A 16,459-nucleotide genomic window follows, 5' to 3' on the forward strand; every position below is an offset into this window, starting at 1 on the left:
GGTTTATTTCTTCCCCCCTCCCCTTAGGTTGTCCCTTTGCCTACTCGCTAACAAGGTTAAGTAAAATAAACATATAAATAACTCAAATAAACAATACCGTCAAATTTCGATTTATCAATCAGACTAACGTTACCGAGCCGTCCGCCTGCCGCCCGAATAAACTATAGAACGTCTCGCCGCGGGTCGTCACCCGCAGTCATAATTTCTGCCGAAGTGAATATAGATTAGACAAGCATAAAAATAAAGGAGAGAAGTGCAATGTCTCAAAGTATACTTGAAAGAGATTACACCGAAAGCCCCGCACCTCAGCGAGCGGAGCCGCCGAAAATAGGGCTTAGCTCCGAACAGGCAGCGGAGCTTCGGCAGAAATACGGCGCAAATTCCCTTGCCTCGGAGCGGAAAGCCCGACCGCTCCGAATATTTATGGGGCAGTTCAAGGACGTTATGGTCATGATACTTATCATAGCCTCGGCGGTGTCTGCCTTTATCGGGGAGTATTACGATGCCCTAACCATAATCATAATCGTGGTCTTAAATGCTGTCCTTGGCTTTGTGCAGGAGTACCGCACGGAAAAAACTCTGCTTGCTCTAAAAAATATGGCGGCACCCATGGCAAAGGCGTACAGAGACGGTCATCTTACGGTCATACCTGCCTCGGAGCTTGTGCCGGGGGACGTTATCTCCCTTGAAGCGGGGGACAAGGCTGCTGCCGACTCGGTAATTCTAAGCGCAAAAGGACTTATGGCGGACGAAAGCGTCCTCACGGGGGAAAGCGTTCCCGTTTCCAAGACGGCAGGCAATACAAGAGATACGGACAACTCTCTCGGGAAACCGAACATCATCTACAGCGGCAGTATCATCACCAAAGGCACCGCCGCCGCAAGAGTTATCGCCACAGGCGTAAACGCTCAGATGGGCAGGATATCGGGTATGCTCACGGATATAGACGAGGAGGAAACTCCCCTGCAGAAGCGGCTTGGAGAGCTTGGAAAGGTAGTTGCAGTTATATGTCTCGTCGTCTGCGTGATCGTGGCAGGAGCAGGCATTTTAAAGGGCGAACCTGTTTTTGATATGCTTATGACGGGCATAACAATCGCCATTGCCGCCATTCCCGAGGGACTTCCCGCAACCGTCACCATTGCCCTTGCCCTGGCAGTCAGCAGAATGCTAAAGCAGAATGCCCTTGTTCACAAGCTTCATTCGGTGGAAACTCTGGGCTGCACCTCGGTCATATGCACCGACAAAACGGGCACCATTACCGAAAACAAAATGACGGTGAAAAAGGCATATACCCACAGCGGTGATTATGAATTTTCGGGGCAGGGCTATCGTGTTTCGGGACGTATTACTTCTTCAAAGGGCGAAAGCGAAAATATAAAATCATCGGCAGTTCTTCGTGAACTTCTTCGCTGCGGCGTATTATGCTCCAATGCGGATATTTCCGATGATGCCGGTGATGAACGCACCATTGCAGGCAATGAGCGTGTCATTGCAGGTGACCCCACCGAAGCAGCCCTGCTCATTGCGGCGGCAAAAGGCGGAATGAACCACAATGCGGAGCGAATGGCATACAAGCGCATTGACGAGCTGCCATTTGACAGCGATGTCAGGCGAATGACGGTCATAGTAAAGGACCCCTCGGGGCAGGGTATGATGTCATACTGCAAGGGTGCGGCGGACGTTATCCTTGAGCGGTGCAGCCATATCCTCACCGAAAGCGGCATTAAGGAGCTTTCCTATTCGGTACGAAAGGAAATTTCCGACAAATGCGGCGAAATGTCCTCGGAGGCGCTGAGAGTGCTGGCATTTGCCTACTGCCCCAAAGCTTCAAAAAACTCTCCCGACAGCGGAATGGTATTTTTAGGACTTATGGGAATGACCGACCCGCCGAGAGAAGAAGCAAAAAAAGCCGTACGCCTTTGCAGAAGCGCACGTATACGAACGGTAATGATTACGGGCGACCACAAAAATACAGCTGCGGCAGTTGCCCGTCAGGCAGGTATACTCACAGGCGAGGGCAGAGTTATCACAGGAGAAGAAATGAGCAAAATGACCGACCGGGAGCTTGAAAATGCTGCTCGTGACGCTTCGGTCTTTGCCCGTGTCTCCCCTGCCGACAAGCTGAGGATAGTGAGAGCCTACAAGCGGCTGGGTCATATCGTAACAATGACAGGCGACGGCGTGAACGACGCTCCTGCGGTAAAGGAAGCGGATATCGGAGTTGCGATGGGCATTACGGGAACAGATGTGACCCGAGAAGCGGCGGATATGGTGCTCCTTGACGACAATTTTGCCACCCTCGTAAGCGCCGTTGAGCAGGGTCGTGGAATTTATGCCAATATCCGCAAATTTGTCCGCTACCTGCTTTCCTGCAATATCGGCGAGGTGCTGACGATGTTTTTAGGCATTGTAATGGGTATGCCAATGGTGCTTCTGCCTGCACAGATACTTCTCGTAAATCTGGTAACGGACGGTCTGCCTGCGGTGGCTCTGGGAGTCGAGCCCTGCGGCGAGGAGAATATGAAAATGCCTCCGAGAAAAAAAGACGAAAGCTTCTTTTCGGGGGGGCTTATGTTCAGGATAGTGTTCCGTGGAATACTTATCGGCATATGCACCCTTGCCTGCTTTACGGTAATGCTCAGAACGGGCGGCTCCCTTGCGGCGGCAAGAACAGGCGCACTTGCCACCCTTGTAATGTCCCAGCTTTTCCACGTGTTTGAATGCAAATCCGAAACGGGAAATATTTTTACGGTGCCTTACTTTAATAACGTAAGGCTGATACTTGCGGTGCTTTTCTCGGTGGCAGTCCTTGCAGCGGCGATATATATCCCATTTTTACAGATGGTATTCACCACAGTACCCCTTACGGGAGAACAGCTTCTCATTGCGGCAGGACTTGCATTTGCCGCTCCCCTGCTCCAATGCTTCGGAGCGAAATAATATTATTCGGTTTCCTCTGTTTCTTCGGTTTCATCTTCGCCCCCCAATATGACCGTAACTCCCCTTTCTGCAAGCTTATCGGTCACATCACCCGAAAGCTCCTTGTCTGCGGTGAGCTTTGTCAGGGCAGGAAGATCAAGGAGGGGGGAAAGGTCGGTTATCTTCGTTCCCGAGATATCAAGGGTCTCAAGCCTTGTCATTCCCGATACAAAGGAAAGGTCGGTAACGGCACAATTTGAAACATTCAGAGATCTAAGACCTGTGAGGGGGGCTATGAAGGACAGATTCGAAAGGTCGGTGCAGTCCGAATAGACCTCCTCCGCCTTTTTGTAAAGGGCTGCGTCATAAGTGGGGTCGCCCATTTCAAGTGCCTCGGGAGCGGCATATTTATATGGCGTTACGGACAGAGTTTCAAGGCGGTCAAAATCCGAAAGGAACTCCGTCCCCTCCTCGGTCATAAGGCAGAGGGAAAGCTCACGCTCACCGGTACTATAATACTGCCCATCTATCCTTCTTGTGTTGTCCGAAAGGCTGCCCGACAAGGCGTTGAAAGCAATGAACAGGGCTATTACTGCGGCAAGTATCACCACCGCTTCTATGGCTCTTTTTTTCAAAATTATGACCATTCCTTTCTGAGAGTTTTGGTGGTTATGGCAAATTAAAATTTGCCGTAAGCAAATCGAGGCGACAGCCGAAGAAACAAAACTCGTAGTTTGAAAATCTTTGATTTTCAAACTTTATCCTCCAAAACAGCTTCGGGGTATGATGAAAATATCATACCCCGATTTTTTAATGATTTATTACAGTCTGCTGTAAAGCTCCTCATACTTTCTTGCGGAGTTCACCCAGGAATAATCGGTCTTCATACCTCTGAGAACCATCTGATCCCATTCCTTGCGGCAGTCGAAGTAGATGTGCTTTGCATAGTTTATAGTAGCAAGAAGCTCCTCGCCGTTATAGTTTGCAAAGGAGAAGCCGATACCCGTTCCGTCATACTCGTTGTAGGGTGCAACGGTGTCCTTGAGGCCTCCCGTTTCACGCACAATGGGAACTGTGCCGTATCTGAGACCTATAAGCTGAGTAAGTCCGCAGGGCTCAAACTGGCTGGGAACAAGCACAGCGTCTGCTCCTGCATAAAGCCTGTGGGCAAAGCTTTCGTTAAAGAGGATATTTGCGGAAACTCTGTCGGGCTTTCTCCAGGCATAGTCTCTGAAAAGATTTTCATACTGAGGGTCTCCTGTGCCGATGACAACGAACTGCGTATGCTGATCGCAGATGCGGTCAAGAGCGTATCTTACAAGGTCAAGACCCTTCTGGTCGGTAAGACGGGAGATAATTGCTATCATAAACTTGTTGTCGTCCTGAGGAAGACCAAGCTCCTGCTGGATAGCCTTTTTATTTGCAGCCTTTGCCTTTTTCACGTTCTTGATGCTGTACTGCTTTGCGATAGCTGTGTCTGTCTCGGGGTTGTATGCGTCATAGTCGATGCCGTTCACAATGCCGCAGAGAGACTGATTTCTCGCTCTCAGAAGTCCGTCAAGGCCCTCGCCGTAGTAGGGAGTCTGTATCTCACCTGCATATGTGCCGCTTACGGTAGTGATAAAGTCGGCATACACAAGACCGCCCTTGAGCATATTTGCGTCCTTTTTGAACTCAAGCTTGTCGGGTGTGAACACATAATCGGGCAGTCCCGAAAGTGCCTTGATGGTCTTGATATCCCAAATGCCCTGAAATCTCAGGTTATGTATGGTGAAAATAGTCTTTGTTCCACGGTAGAAGGGATTGTCCTTATAGAGGGTATGGAGATATACGGGAACAAGTCCTGCCTGCCAGTCGTGGCAATGGATTATATCGGGCTTGAAGCCGATAACGGGAAGTATCGCCATAACCGCCTTGGAGAAATAAATAAATTTCTCGATATCGTATCTTGTATCTGCATAGGGCTTGTCTCCGCCGAAATAGAAGAGATTGTCAACAAAATAGAAGGTTATCCCGTCGTACTGATACTCCATTATTCCAACGTGAACGCTGTTGAAGCGCTGACCCATATCCATATAGAAATGGTGAACGTACTTGAAGTTATTTCTGAATTTATCGGGGATACATCTGTAATTCGGGATGATCACACGGCAGTCATACTCGTTTTTGTTGAACATTTTGGGAAGTGTTCCCACAACGTCCGCAAGTCCGCCTGTTTTTATAAAAGGAACACATTCGGAAGCTACAAAGAGAATATTTTTCATAGATCTATTTCCGCCCTTTCGGTATGTAGTACGGAGCATAATGCTCCCGCAAATATCTGAATTTCTATTCATATTATATAATATTTTTCCTCTGCCGTCAATAGGTTTTTATAAATTTTCCATAGCTCAGTCTGCAGAAGCCAACATTTTTCGCACGATATTATTGACAAATTCGTGCGATTTGTGCATAATATTATTTAAAGAAAAGTATGCTGAATTTTTTGAGGAGAAAAATATATGATTATCACAGCTACAGAATTAAAGATGAATTTAGGCAAATATCTTATGCTTGCGGAAACCGAAGATATTTTCATCACAAAAAAACGGAAAGGTCATTGCAAAGCTGTCCAATCCCAATGCAGACCGTGTTGAAATGGCAAAGTCTATCCTCGGCATTATCCCCGCCGACATCACCCTTGAAGAAGCGAAAGCGGAAAGGGCAGAAAAAATATGAAGGCTCTTATCGACACCTGCATTGTAATTTATGTTCTGCAAAAGCGTGAGCCGTTCTGCAATGCGGCTATGGATATTTTTCTTGCCGTATCAAACCGCCGTTTTACGGGAGTGCTTACCGCAAAGTCAATTACAGATATCCATTATATCCTGCACAGAAGTCTGCACAATGGAAGTGAAACACGAAAAGCCGTCCGCACTCTTTTTACGCTTTTTTCTGTTGCCGATACTCTTGCCTCCGATTGTCAGAACGCACTTTCATCTCCTATGACAGATTTTGAGGACGCTGTTATGTCCGAGACCGCAGACAGGCTTGACATTGATTACATAATAACACGGAACAAAAAGGACTGTATAAGCTCCTCCGTTCCCGTCCTTTCCCCCGATGAATTTCTCCAAAAGCTTCAAGAAGAATAAACCGGATCTGGGTCTGCCGCAGCACACGCTGCAGCAGACCTTTTTTGCCATACCGCACTTTTACCCATTCATCGGCTGAATTTCCGCAAAACGGAGATCATCCCCGTCAGCGGTGAGTATCACGCTGTCTCCGGGCTTTATCTCCCCCTTGATTATCTTTGAGCTGAGAAGATTTTCCACCTTTTCGGTTATTTCGTGGCGCAGGACTCTTGCCCCCTGAGATCTGTCCTCTTTGCAGGCAAGAAGTCTTACTGCCTCGGGAGCAAATTCCATTGATATCTCCATTGCCGCCGCACGTTCACGAAGCTCTCCGAGAAGCTTCTGTGCAAGTGCTTCAAGCTCCGTTTTTCCCATCCTGCCGAACACTATCACCTCGTCTATCCTGCCCAAAAGCTCGGGGCGAAACTGCTTTTTAAGCTCTCTTCTGACATCTGCCCTTATCCGCTTGTTCTCCTCTGCCACAGACAGGGCTTCTCCCTCGAAGCCAAGCCTGTTTTTTTCGGTCATTTCACGTGCGCCCACGTTTGAGGTGAGTATCAGTACGGTGTTTGCAAAGCTTGCCTGCCTGCCCTGACTGTCGGTGAGTATGCCGTCCTCCAGAATTTGCAGGAGGATATTCGACACATCGGGGTGAGCCTTTTCTATCTCGTCAAAAAGTATCACCGAATAGGGACGGCGGCGCACCCCTTCGGTAAGCTGTCCCCCCTCGTCATAGCCCACATATCCCGGAGGAGAGCCTATAAGTCTTGATACGCTGTGCTTTTCCATATACTCGGACATATCAAAGCGGAGAAGTGCTTTTTCATCGTCAAAAAGGCACTCTGCAATTGCCTTTGCAAGCTCGGTCTTGCCCACGCCCGTGGGACCCGAAAAGATAAATGAACCAATAGGTCGGCGTGGGTCACGAAGCCCTGCCCTGCTTCGGCGTATGGCTTCTGCCGCCGCCTTAACTGCCTCGTCCTGACCTATGACACGTTTGTGAAGCTCCTCCTCAAGAGTGAGGAGCCTTTCCGACTCGTCTGCGGTGAGCTTTCCTGCAGGGATCCCCGTGGCGGCGGAAAGCACCTCGGCAATATCGTCTGCTGTTACCTGCGGGCGGCTGTCATTACGGTCGCCCATGGTCTCGCTGAGGCTCTTTTTCTTTTTAGGCATATTTCTGTCTATCATTGCGGTAAGCTCATCGGCAAGGTCGTTTAATGACTTCTTTGAATCTCTGATATGCACCTTTGAAGCGGCTTCGTCAATAAGGTCGATCGCCTTGTCGGGGAGACATCTGCCGTTTAAATACCTTACGGACATATCCACCGCCGCTTTTACCGCCTCGGGAGTTATCCGCACCTTGTGAAAATCCTCGTAACAGGGACACAGACCCGTAAGTATCCTCACTGCCTGCTCGGGAGTAGGCTCGCTTACGGTGACCTGCTGAAAGCGGCGTTCAAGTGCGCTGTCCTTGCCGATGAATTTGCGGTACTCGTCAAAGGTTGTTGCGCCGATTATCCGAAGCTCCCCCCTTGCAAGCTGGGGCTTCAGGATATTTGCGGCGTCAATGGCCCCCTCAGCTGCCCCCGCTCCCACAATGGTGTGAAGCTCGTCAATGAAAAGAATAATGCTGCCGTTTTCAATGACCTCGTCAATGCACAGCTTTATCCTGTCCTCAAAGTCGCCCCGATATTTGGCTCCCGCAAGCATTGAGGTGAGATTAAGGGAGAAAATATGCTTGCCCTTCAAGGTATCGGGCACATTTCCCGAAGCGATCGCCATTGCAACGCCCTCGGCAACGGCGGTCTTTCCCACACCCGCTTCACCCACAAGGCAGGGATTATTTTTCGTCCTGCGTGAAAGTATGCGTATGACTCTCGCTATCTCATTTTCACGGCAGAAAACGGGGTCACATTTATTCTCAGCCGCAAGAGCGGTAAGGTCTCTGCCGTATTTTATAAGTGTGGGTGCTTTGGTGATGGGGGGAAAATATTTCACATCAAGCCCCGAAAGTCCTCTGCAGGTGCTGAGTATAGCCGAGACATTCACCCCCATTTCACTGAGGATATTTACGGCTGTGCAGTTTTCCTCACGAAGAAGAGCCGCAAGAAGATGCTCGGTGCCCGCAGGCTTTTCGGGAGTTGCCCCCGCTCCCCTGCAGGCGCTGTCGATGATACGTGAGACCGCAGGTGTCACCGAGTCCCTGTCCACCACCGACGGCTCTCCTCTGCCTATAAGGCGGATTATGCGCCCCAGCACCTTTTCCTCGGTAACTCCCGAGGATTTGAGGATACTTGCCGAGGTGCTGCCCGTTTCCGAGGAAAGAGTGAGGAGCAGATGCTCGCTCCCCACATAGGTATGCCCCAGCTTTCCTGCCTGGATAAAGGCTTTGCTTATAACGGTATTTGCTTTGCGTGTAAGCAGCTCCTGATCGTACATTCTATACAGCATCTCCTTAACAGGTCAATTTCAGATATATCAGGGAGTCTTTTTTGAGAGACTCCAATATCTATTATGGACTGTTTTTTCCAAATTAACTGTCGTATTAAGGGAAATGCCAAATAATTATACTAATCGTTAATAGGCTGCTTATCTCTCACCCGAACCGTCATAGGCGTTCTTCTCCACATAAGTCATCATAGCATTGTTTATAAGGCAATGCCCCAAAATAAACATCACCACAGCCGCAAATGCAAGCAATGATTTTTTAAAAATGACGCCTGCCGCCAATGCTCCGATAATGCATATGCAGGTAAAGATAATTACTGCCATATGCTCCTTCAGCCATTTTTTCTTATAAAAATCTATCTTATCCTTTAATGAGAAGCTACTTGCCTTAATAACTTGTGTAAGATTTTCTTCCGCCGCCTTTTTATACTCCTGCTCGGTAAGTCTCCTTCCGCTCAGAAGCTCATTGACGCTAACATCAAACAGTTCACTCATAGAGAGAAGCACGTCTGCAGGCGGCAGGTACGTCCCCGTTTCCCAGCGTGACACCGTTTTATTTGTAACCCCGAGCTTTTCTCCAAGCTGTTCCTGTGTAAGTCCCTGTTCTTTTCTGAGCTTTGCTATAAATTTCCCTGTTTGTAACATATCCATTTTTATCGACCTCCGAAAAAAGCATAGCAGATATATGATCTCTTGTCTATACCACAAACAGCGAATTACAGGACATTCTTTATTCAGCCTGCTTTCACCCACTCATAAGCCACCGCAAACCATTCCCTCACCCAGTAAGAGGGCAGGAGAGGTAAAAAGGTATGAGAGCTTTTGCTGTAGCATTCAAGCCCCTGCTTTTTTGAAATCATAGAAGCTCTCAGCTGATGGAACTCGCTGGTTATTATCACCGCTCTGCGCTCAGCACCAATGCTGTCAATTATTTCCAGAGAATTACGGATATTCTCATAGGTGTTAGTGGACTTGTCCTCTAAGATTATCCTGTCGGGGGATATTCCTCTGTTCACAAGTCCGTCTCGGATACATTCGGCTTCGCTCATTGGCTCGTCGCTCCCTTTTCCTCCCGATGCTATGCATATCACATCGGGATTTGCCGAGAGATATTCGTATGCCGCTTCGATACGCTTTTCAAGCATAAGTGAAGCGCCGTTATCCTTGACCCTGCACCCGAGAACTATCACGTTTGAAGGCGTTTCGGGAGCCTTATCAATTGCCCTTATCATAAAAGCAGAAATTATAACGGCGAGTATCACCGACACCGCTGCAAGCAGGAAGAAAAGCACAAGCAGTACCCTGCCCGCTCTCGTCCCCGCCGCCTTAAAAAAGAGCTTTGCGGCAATGTCGGGGAACAGGCACACAAAGGCAACAGCGGCGCTTACAGCCATTCCTGCGGCGTTTCCCGTATGAAATTTTGCAGTTATCCCCGATACAAGAAACAGCAGAAAAAATGCGGCGCTTATTATTCCTAAAACAAAAAGGCACAATCGGGGAAGCGTGCCTTTTACCATTTCCGTGATCATTCTCATAACGCCTGCTTTAAAGCCTTTGCAAGCTGGTCGGGGCAGGAGGTTCCTCTGCCGCCGCAGTCAACGTTCTCAAGTCTTGAGATAACGTCCTCGACTTTCATTCCTTTAACGAGGCGGGAAATTCCCTGAGTATTGCCGTTGCAGCCGCCTGTGAATATGACGCTCTTAACAACGCCGTCCTCGACTTCTGCGGTTATCTTTCTTGAGCATACTCCTCTGGGGGTGTATTCTATAGTCATATTAAAGCTTCCTTTCAGTTATTTTTTACTGCAAAGCCGCAGTATGCGGTCAATGTTATCCTTGTCTGTGGTGTACATTCCCAGATGAGTGGGACGCATATTGTACAGTCCGTGAAAATCCGAGCCGCCCGTTACGATAAGGTCGTACTCGTTTGCCTTGGCAAGAAGCATTGCCTGCTGCTCCTCGTCGGCGGAATAGTGATATACCTCAATGCCGTCAAGCTTGCCGTTTGAAGCAAGGTCATCTATAAGGTCAACAGAGTCATATACCATAGGGTGGGCAAGCACCGCCGCTCCCCTTGCCGAATGGATAAGCTCAAGAACGTAGTTTACGTCGGGATATTCCCTTTCCACAATACAGGAACCCGTTTTCTCATTGAAAAGCTCGTCGTTCAGCTTGCCGTAGAAATGGGTGGAATAGCCGTATTCGATTAGGGCGTGCAGGATATGCTGCTTGTAAATGCTCTTGGAGCCGCTTAAATGCTTGGTTATATCCTCCGCCGTAATGGGATAGAGCTTCAGCACATTCTCCACCGTTTCCTTGGCGCAGGACTGCCTTATCTCGCTGCACCTGCGGCAGATACCCTCGAGCCTGTCGGGCTTCTGGGGTGCGTAGCAGAGTATATGTACCTTTCTGTTTCTGGTCTTATCCCAGGCGGTAAGCTCCACTCCGGGGATCGTCTGAACGCCGTATCTCTCTCCTAAGACCTTTGCCCTTGAGACAGAGGACATTGTATCGTGGTCTGTGATGGATATAAAATCAAGTCCTATCCGCTTTGCCTGAGCGATGACCTCCTCCATTCCGAGGGAGCCGTCTGACAGAGTTGTATGTACGTGAAGATCGCCTTTCATATATACAAGATCCTTTCCTGTGCAGGATTTTGGGTTAGCAGTCATCTCGACTGAATTTACACTATACTATTATACCACATTTATGTACCTTTGTGCAATACCCTTTCGGATATTTTCACGATTGTTTCACAATTGTATATTTATTCGGTGCGGTTTCCTTTGTATTCACGTCTTTCCTGTCCGCTGTAGACGGTAAATCTGTCTTTGCCGCCGTTTTTGGAAAGATACATTGCAATATCCGCAGAGGTGTAAAGCTCCTTGAAATCCCTGCCGTATTCGGGAGCGAAAGCCACGCCGATACTTGAGGAAACACTCACCTGCTTACCCAGACTTTCATCGGAATAGGTGTACCTGATACTGTCGCAGAGCGAGGTGCAAAGTCCGTTTATCCGCTCCTTGACATCGTCTCCCGAAAGTAACGCCATAAACTCGTCGCCGCCTATTCTTCCTGCAATATCGCCGCTGTTAAGTTGTTTTTCTATCTTTGCGGCAATGTCCTTGATTACCGAGTCGCCCCAGGCGTGGCCTAAAATGTCGTTGACGCTTTTGAAATTGTCGATATCTATGATCATCATAGCGTGGGAGCCGCCCTTTGCAAGTCTTTCGGAAATAAGGGCTTCGGTGGTGGTCTTGTTGTAAAGACCTGTGAACCGGTCACGGCTTGCGTCCTCTCTGAGGTTTACCACATCGTCGATATTGCTTATTTTTCCGACTATCTTCACGGGCTTGGAGTCCGCATAGACCGCTGTTCCGCTGAATTCTATCCAGTTTACTTTGTCATTGACATCAATTCGGGAAACTACTGCTCCGCAGGCTGTTTCTCCCGAGAAAAAACGTGCAACGATGTCTGTATCCTTTGCCCTGAATCCGTTTCCTTCACGTACACGCTTAAAAAATGCATTATGGGAATTGGCAATGGTTTTGGGAACATCGGGGTCAAATACCGAGCCGTACGTAATAAGGCAGTCCGTTTCGATATCGTACTCGAAGACTACGTCCGAGGAGCTTTCCAGAGCGGTCTGATAAAGCTTTCTTTCCTTTTCGGACTTGATGTTCATCTCTCTGAGCTGGGACATCATTTCGTGATTGCGCTGGAGAAGGGAATTAAATCCCACAGCGAAATGCTCCAGCTCCCTGCAGCCCTGGGGGCGGAGAAAATCATCTTCACCCACGTTATCTCCCAGAAGCTGAATGGAGTTTATCTTCCTGGTATAGTCCTGCAAAGGTCTTACCACCTTATTTGACACAATGGACAGTGTAGTGATGAGCATCGCTGCCACCGCAAGGAAAGTCATTACCGTTATCAGGGTCTGACGGTCGATAAGTCTCTGGGCAGAGGTAAAGTCTCTGAGAGCGTAAATTGTCCAGCCGCAGCTTCCGGGGTTTAGCGTTGAACCTACAAGCTCTCTGCCGCTCTCGGTGTCACGATAGCTTCCCCTTCCTGCAGGCTCTATGCCAAGCTTTGAAAATTTTCGGTATATCATATTCACATCGGAATGAAAGATAATTGTATTGTCCGAAGCTGTAATGTATATCTCGTTGTTTTTTGATTCGGGCAGCTCGGATATTTTCACCCACAAGCCCCCCAGCTTGATATCTGCGCCGAAATATCCGATAACTCCTCCTGTGCGGTGATCACGGACGGGTGCAACGGCGGATATGACCGTTTTGCCGGAAATGGGGGACACATAAAGATCGGTGATATAGTATTTCTCCGAGCCGTTCATCATATCTGAGAACGGGAACATCGAAAACTCAAAATCGGGTCTTGCAGTCCAGCCGTCTGAGGAATTGGAAAATGCCACGCCCTGATTTACAGCCGATACCAGCCAGGTGCGCTCAAGGCTCTCGGGGGCGTCTGAGACTGCAGAGTCAAGCTCCCCCATTGCCAAGCTGAAATAGGCGTTGTCTTCTATGGTATCTCTGTCCTCGGCTGTCTGAAGAAAGCGTTCTATATCCTCAATGCCTGCTTTCACTTCAACTGCTTCGCCGAAGAATGAGATCATATAGCTCACACGACTGCAGGCAAGCTCTGTACTGCCTGCAGCTTCGGATCTGGATACATTGTCTATGACCGTGCGTACCGAAAGCGTCATAAAACCGCCTGCGACTATGATTATGACAAGAACGGGCAGAACTGTGTAAAGCATTATTCGTGATTTAAGGCTCTTTAAAGTCGATTTGTGAAAATTTTCAGACAAACTCACACCTCCTGACGGGTTATTACCCGAAAAAATCCGACCGTATATTATATGTTCAAAGGTTGTCCTTATGAACAGGAATAGTCATACTGCTCCATATAATATATCGGCAGTTTTTTTTAAAACTTTAGGGGTTTATGCATTTTTCAGATGAGTTTACAAAAATTTCCAAGCAGAATTTAATTTGACGCATTTACCAAAAGCGCAGGCTTATTTCCAGCCGGGACTATGACCGCTGTGAACAGCAGGTCTGCTTTAAGGATAATTTATTCTGAGCATACATACTTTTATGAGCCGCTCCGTTTTGGGAGGCTTTTTCTGTGGGCAATGTCTCATACTATTTCTGGAAAAAAGTTAATCAAATCTACATTGAACTTTTCTTTGCAAAATGCTAAAATAATACGACTATCAAAAAAAGGACGATGTTGTTATGTGTACTTTTCTGCTTGCCCTTATTTATCTTGCTTTTATAAGCCTCGGGCTGCCCGATTCGCTGCTTGGCTCAGCCTGGCCTGCCCTGAGACTTTCCTTTGACGTGCCTATTTCCTATATGGGCATTGTTTCTATGATAATCTCGGGGGGAACAATATGCTCGAGCCTTATGTCCGAACGGCTCACAAAGCGGTTCGGCACGAGGATAGTCACTACGGTGAGCATTTTTGTTACTGCTATTGCTATGTTCGGCTTTTCTTCTGTTACGGAATTCCGGCAGCTTTGCTTATGGGGCATACCATACGGTCTGGGAGCGGGGGCTATTGATTCGGCTCTCAATAATTATGTGGCGCTACACTACAGCTCAAGGCATATGAGCTGGCTCCATTGCTTCTGGGGAGTGGGAACTATTATCAGCCCCTATATTATGAGCTATGCTATTGCTCATTCCTCCTGGAGCGGCGGCTACCGCATTGTTTCATTTATTCAGCTGGGCATTGCCGTCACTATGCTCATCACCCTGCCCGTATGGAACGTTCACAAAGGTCAGATGGACAGCGAAAACAGCGGAAATGTGGTGGGTCTCGGAAAGGCGCTTAAAATAAAAGGCGTTCCAAGCCTGCTCATTGGATTTTTCGCTTACTGCGCTGCTGAGTCTACGGTTATGCTGTGGGCAAGCAGCTATCTTTCGGAAACAAAGAGCTTACCCGAAAAGGACGCTGCTGCATTTGCTTCCCTTTTCTTCATCGGAATAACCGCAGGACGGTTTATCTCGGGATTTGTTTCGGACAAGATGGGAGACAGAAATATGATACGCATCGGTGTCGCTGTTGCTCTTGCGGGAGTTCTGCCGGTGCTTCTTCCCGTTAAAGCTGAGCTGCCTGCACTTATCGGATTTGTGATGATAGGATTTGGCTGCGCTCCCGTATATCCCAGCATTATCCACGCTACTCCCTCGAATTTCGGAGCGGAAAATTCTCAGGCGATAATCGGCATACAGATGGCAAGCGCTTATATCGGCACAACCTTTATGCCTCCTGTGTTCGGACTTATCGCCAACCATATCAGCATAAGGCTTATGCCCTTTTATGTCGCTCTGTTCCTTGTTCTGATGATAATAATGACCGAAAGAACTTTCGGTATGAAAAAGTGATTTTATATCTCTTATTTGCTTTAAATCAGGATAAACAATGTTACTCATCTGAATAAAATCACCAAAAATTAAAAAAAATGTTGCAATTTGTAAAATTATATGTTATAATATCCTCAAACGGTATATAATGCCGAATATTCGCAGGACAGGAGCTTGATTATGGATAATCGTATTGCCCATATAAGCGACCCAAATCTGATAACCCCTGCCGATAACTGCACGGACCTGTTTTCAGGCTGTTCAACAGTATGTACGATGGGGTTTGCATTTTTGAGGTCTGCGGTGCAAAGGTCAAAGCCCTTTACCTTAATGAAAGATATTTTCAGGTGGTAGGCTACACCAGAGAACAATATCTGCCTTATTATGACAACGTTACCATCACCCTTTTTGAGGAGGACGAGCAGAGGATCTTTGAAAACGCCGAGGAGTGCCTTAAAAGCGGAGAGGATTTCTACTGCGAGGTAAGAGGCTACCGCTTTGACGGCAGCGTGGGGTGGTTCTGCATAAGGGCGAGAGCGGTGGATTTTATCAAAAGCGACAATCCCGTTTTTCTCGCTTCAATAAACGATGTCACCTCCCAGAAGGAGACCGAGCACAAGCTAAAGATAAACTCCGAAAGATACAGGATCCTTGAGGAGACAAGCAGCGCTTTCCTTCTCGATTACGACTGTGAAAACGATGTTATGACCTTCTCTCCCGGCAAGGGCAGGGACGATCTGGTCATAAAGTCTTATACATCCTATCTCCGCAGAAGCTGTCCCATTTACGACGAGGACGTTATTTATTACTGCAACGTCCTTTTCAAGACCTGCCGCAAAAAGGGCAGAGGCTTTGTGGACGTCCGCTCTCTTGACAAGGATCGGTCGTTCTACACCATATGCCGCATTATTTTCTCAAGCATTGCCGACGAGTACGGGGAGATAATACGTGTTGTGGGACGGATAGAGGTCATTGACGAAAGTTCCGGGCTTATTGCACGTCTTGCCGAGGACAGAAGCAGCAACAGCGTTGCAGGGCTTTCCGACAGCGCCTCCGCTATGGGCGTTATCAAGGAAAGGCTCACACATTGCCGCAGCCGCTGCTTTATGATAATTGCCGATATTGACGAGTTCACTACATTCAACCAGAAGTTCGGCAAGGAGGCGGCAGATGACGCTGTAAAGCTCTCCGCTGAACTCATCAAGAGCGTTTTCCCCGAAAATTCAGTTATATTCCGATATGTGGGCGACAAGTTTGTCATTTTCGTTGAGGACACCGACGAAAGTGCGGTGTATGATATGGTCGACAAGCTGAGAGCCTGCTGCGGCACGGCTATGCTGACGGTAAACGGCGAGAGCATAAGCGCTGATATTTCCTTCAGCATCGGCGCTGCCTGGACGGTCTGCGACGAAAGGGTAAATATAAAGGATTTCTTTATCACCGCCGACAGAGCGCTTATCAAAGCCAAAAAAGAGGGCGGCGACAAAATGCACGTGGAGAAAATTATTTACTGATATTCGTAAATTTTGCTAATTGAAAAAATTTTGCGGCTGTGGTACAATATGTATTGCTGCCGCATTTTTTTGCA

General features: G+C 48.0%; 13 protein-coding genes. 5 read left to right on the forward strand and 8 right to left on the reverse strand.

The annotated features are described in order from the left end of the window. Positions 1-258 precede the first annotated feature (258 nt). Positions 259-2,940 carry a cation-translocating P-type ATPase gene (locus tag ACR0QN_RS09975; protein ID WP_432651066.1) on the forward strand — a complete coding sequence of 894 codons (2,682 nt, stop codon included), beginning with the start codon at positions 259-261 and terminating at the stop codon, positions 2,938-2,940. Positions 2,941-2,942: 2 nt separating this feature from the next. Here ACR0QN_RS09975 and ACR0QN_RS09980 read toward each other — a convergent pair whose 3' ends face one another. Together ACR0QN_RS09980 and glgA are read right to left on the reverse strand one after the other, a co-directional pair. Further along, complete coding sequence (locus tag ACR0QN_RS09980; RefSeq protein ID WP_432651067.1) at positions 2,943-3,554, reverse strand: leucine-rich repeat domain-containing protein; 612 nt, start codon at positions 3,552-3,554, stop codon at positions 2,943-2,945. A 186-nt stretch (positions 3,555-3,740) separates the two neighbouring features. Then, on the reverse strand, positions 3,741-5,183 hold the full coding sequence (gene glgA / locus ACR0QN_RS09985) for a glycogen synthase GlgA (protein WP_432651096.1): 1,443 nt from the start codon (positions 5,181-5,183) through the stop codon (positions 3,741-3,743). A gap of 289 nt (positions 5,184-5,472) precedes the next feature. Between glgA and ACR0QN_RS09990 the strand changes: the two genes are divergently transcribed. After that, positions 5,473-5,637 carry a hypothetical protein gene (locus ACR0QN_RS09990; protein ID WP_432651068.1) on the forward strand — a complete coding sequence of 55 codons (165 nt, stop codon included), beginning with the start codon at positions 5,473-5,475 and terminating at the stop codon, positions 5,635-5,637. Then, positions 5,634-6,053: a PIN domain-containing protein gene (locus ACR0QN_RS09995; RefSeq protein ID WP_432651069.1), complete on the forward strand. Its 420-nt coding sequence runs from the start codon at positions 5,634-5,636 to the stop codon at positions 6,051-6,053. The genes ACR0QN_RS09990 and ACR0QN_RS09995 overlap by 4 nt, the downstream gene beginning before the upstream one ends. Before the next feature lie 60 nt (positions 6,054-6,113). Here ACR0QN_RS09995 and ACR0QN_RS10000 read toward each other — a convergent pair whose 3' ends face one another. The 6 genes from ACR0QN_RS10000 to ACR0QN_RS10025 form a co-directional block, all read right to left on the reverse strand. Next, a complete protein-coding gene (locus ACR0QN_RS10000; RefSeq protein ID WP_432651070.1) occupies positions 6,114-8,471 on the reverse strand; it encodes an ATP-dependent Clp protease ATP-binding subunit in 2,358 nt (785 codons plus the stop codon). A gap of 150 nt (positions 8,472-8,621) precedes the next feature. Further along, positions 8,622-9,131 (reverse strand): helix-turn-helix domain-containing protein, encoded by a 510-nt coding sequence (locus ACR0QN_RS10005; protein WP_432651071.1) that lies wholly within the window; start codon positions 9,129-9,131, stop codon positions 8,622-8,624. 83 nt (positions 9,132-9,214) lie between these two features. Then, entirely contained in the window at positions 9,215-10,015 is an 801-nt protein-coding gene (locus tag ACR0QN_RS10010; RefSeq protein ID WP_432651072.1) for a YdcF family protein, read from the reverse strand. Beyond that, positions 10,012-10,254 carry a TIGR03905 family TSCPD domain-containing protein gene (locus ACR0QN_RS10015; RefSeq protein ID WP_432651073.1) on the reverse strand — a complete coding sequence of 81 codons (243 nt, stop codon included), beginning with the start codon at positions 10,252-10,254 and terminating at the stop codon, positions 10,012-10,014. The genes ACR0QN_RS10010 and ACR0QN_RS10015 overlap by 4 nt, the downstream gene beginning before the upstream one ends. A gap of 18 nt (positions 10,255-10,272) precedes the next feature. Then, positions 10,273-11,106, reverse strand: a complete 834-nt coding sequence (locus ACR0QN_RS10020; protein WP_432651074.1) for a PHP domain-containing protein — start codon at positions 11,104-11,106, stop codon at positions 10,273-10,275. A gap of 140 nt (positions 11,107-11,246) precedes the next feature. Beyond that, positions 11,247-13,307 (reverse strand): diguanylate cyclase, encoded by a 2,061-nt coding sequence (locus ACR0QN_RS10025; protein WP_432651075.1) that lies wholly within the window; start codon positions 13,305-13,307, stop codon positions 11,247-11,249. A 430-nt stretch (positions 13,308-13,737) separates the two neighbouring features. On the opposite strand from ACR0QN_RS10025, the gene ACR0QN_RS10030 reads away from it, so the two are divergent. Then, on the forward strand, positions 13,738-14,892 hold the full coding sequence (locus ACR0QN_RS10030; protein WP_432651076.1) for an MFS transporter: 1,155 nt from the start codon (positions 13,738-13,740) through the stop codon (positions 14,890-14,892). Positions 14,893-15,140: 248 nt separating this feature from the next. After that, complete coding sequence (locus ACR0QN_RS10035) at positions 15,141-16,385, forward strand: diguanylate cyclase domain-containing protein (protein WP_432651077.1); 1,245 nt, start codon at positions 15,141-15,143, stop codon at positions 16,383-16,385. The last annotated feature ends 74 nt before the right edge of the window (positions 16,386-16,459 follow it).

It is taken from the genome of Huintestinicola sp. (assembly GCF_050874005.1).
Classification (GTDB): Bacteria; Bacillota; Clostridia; order Oscillospirales; family Ruminococcaceae; genus Huintestinicola.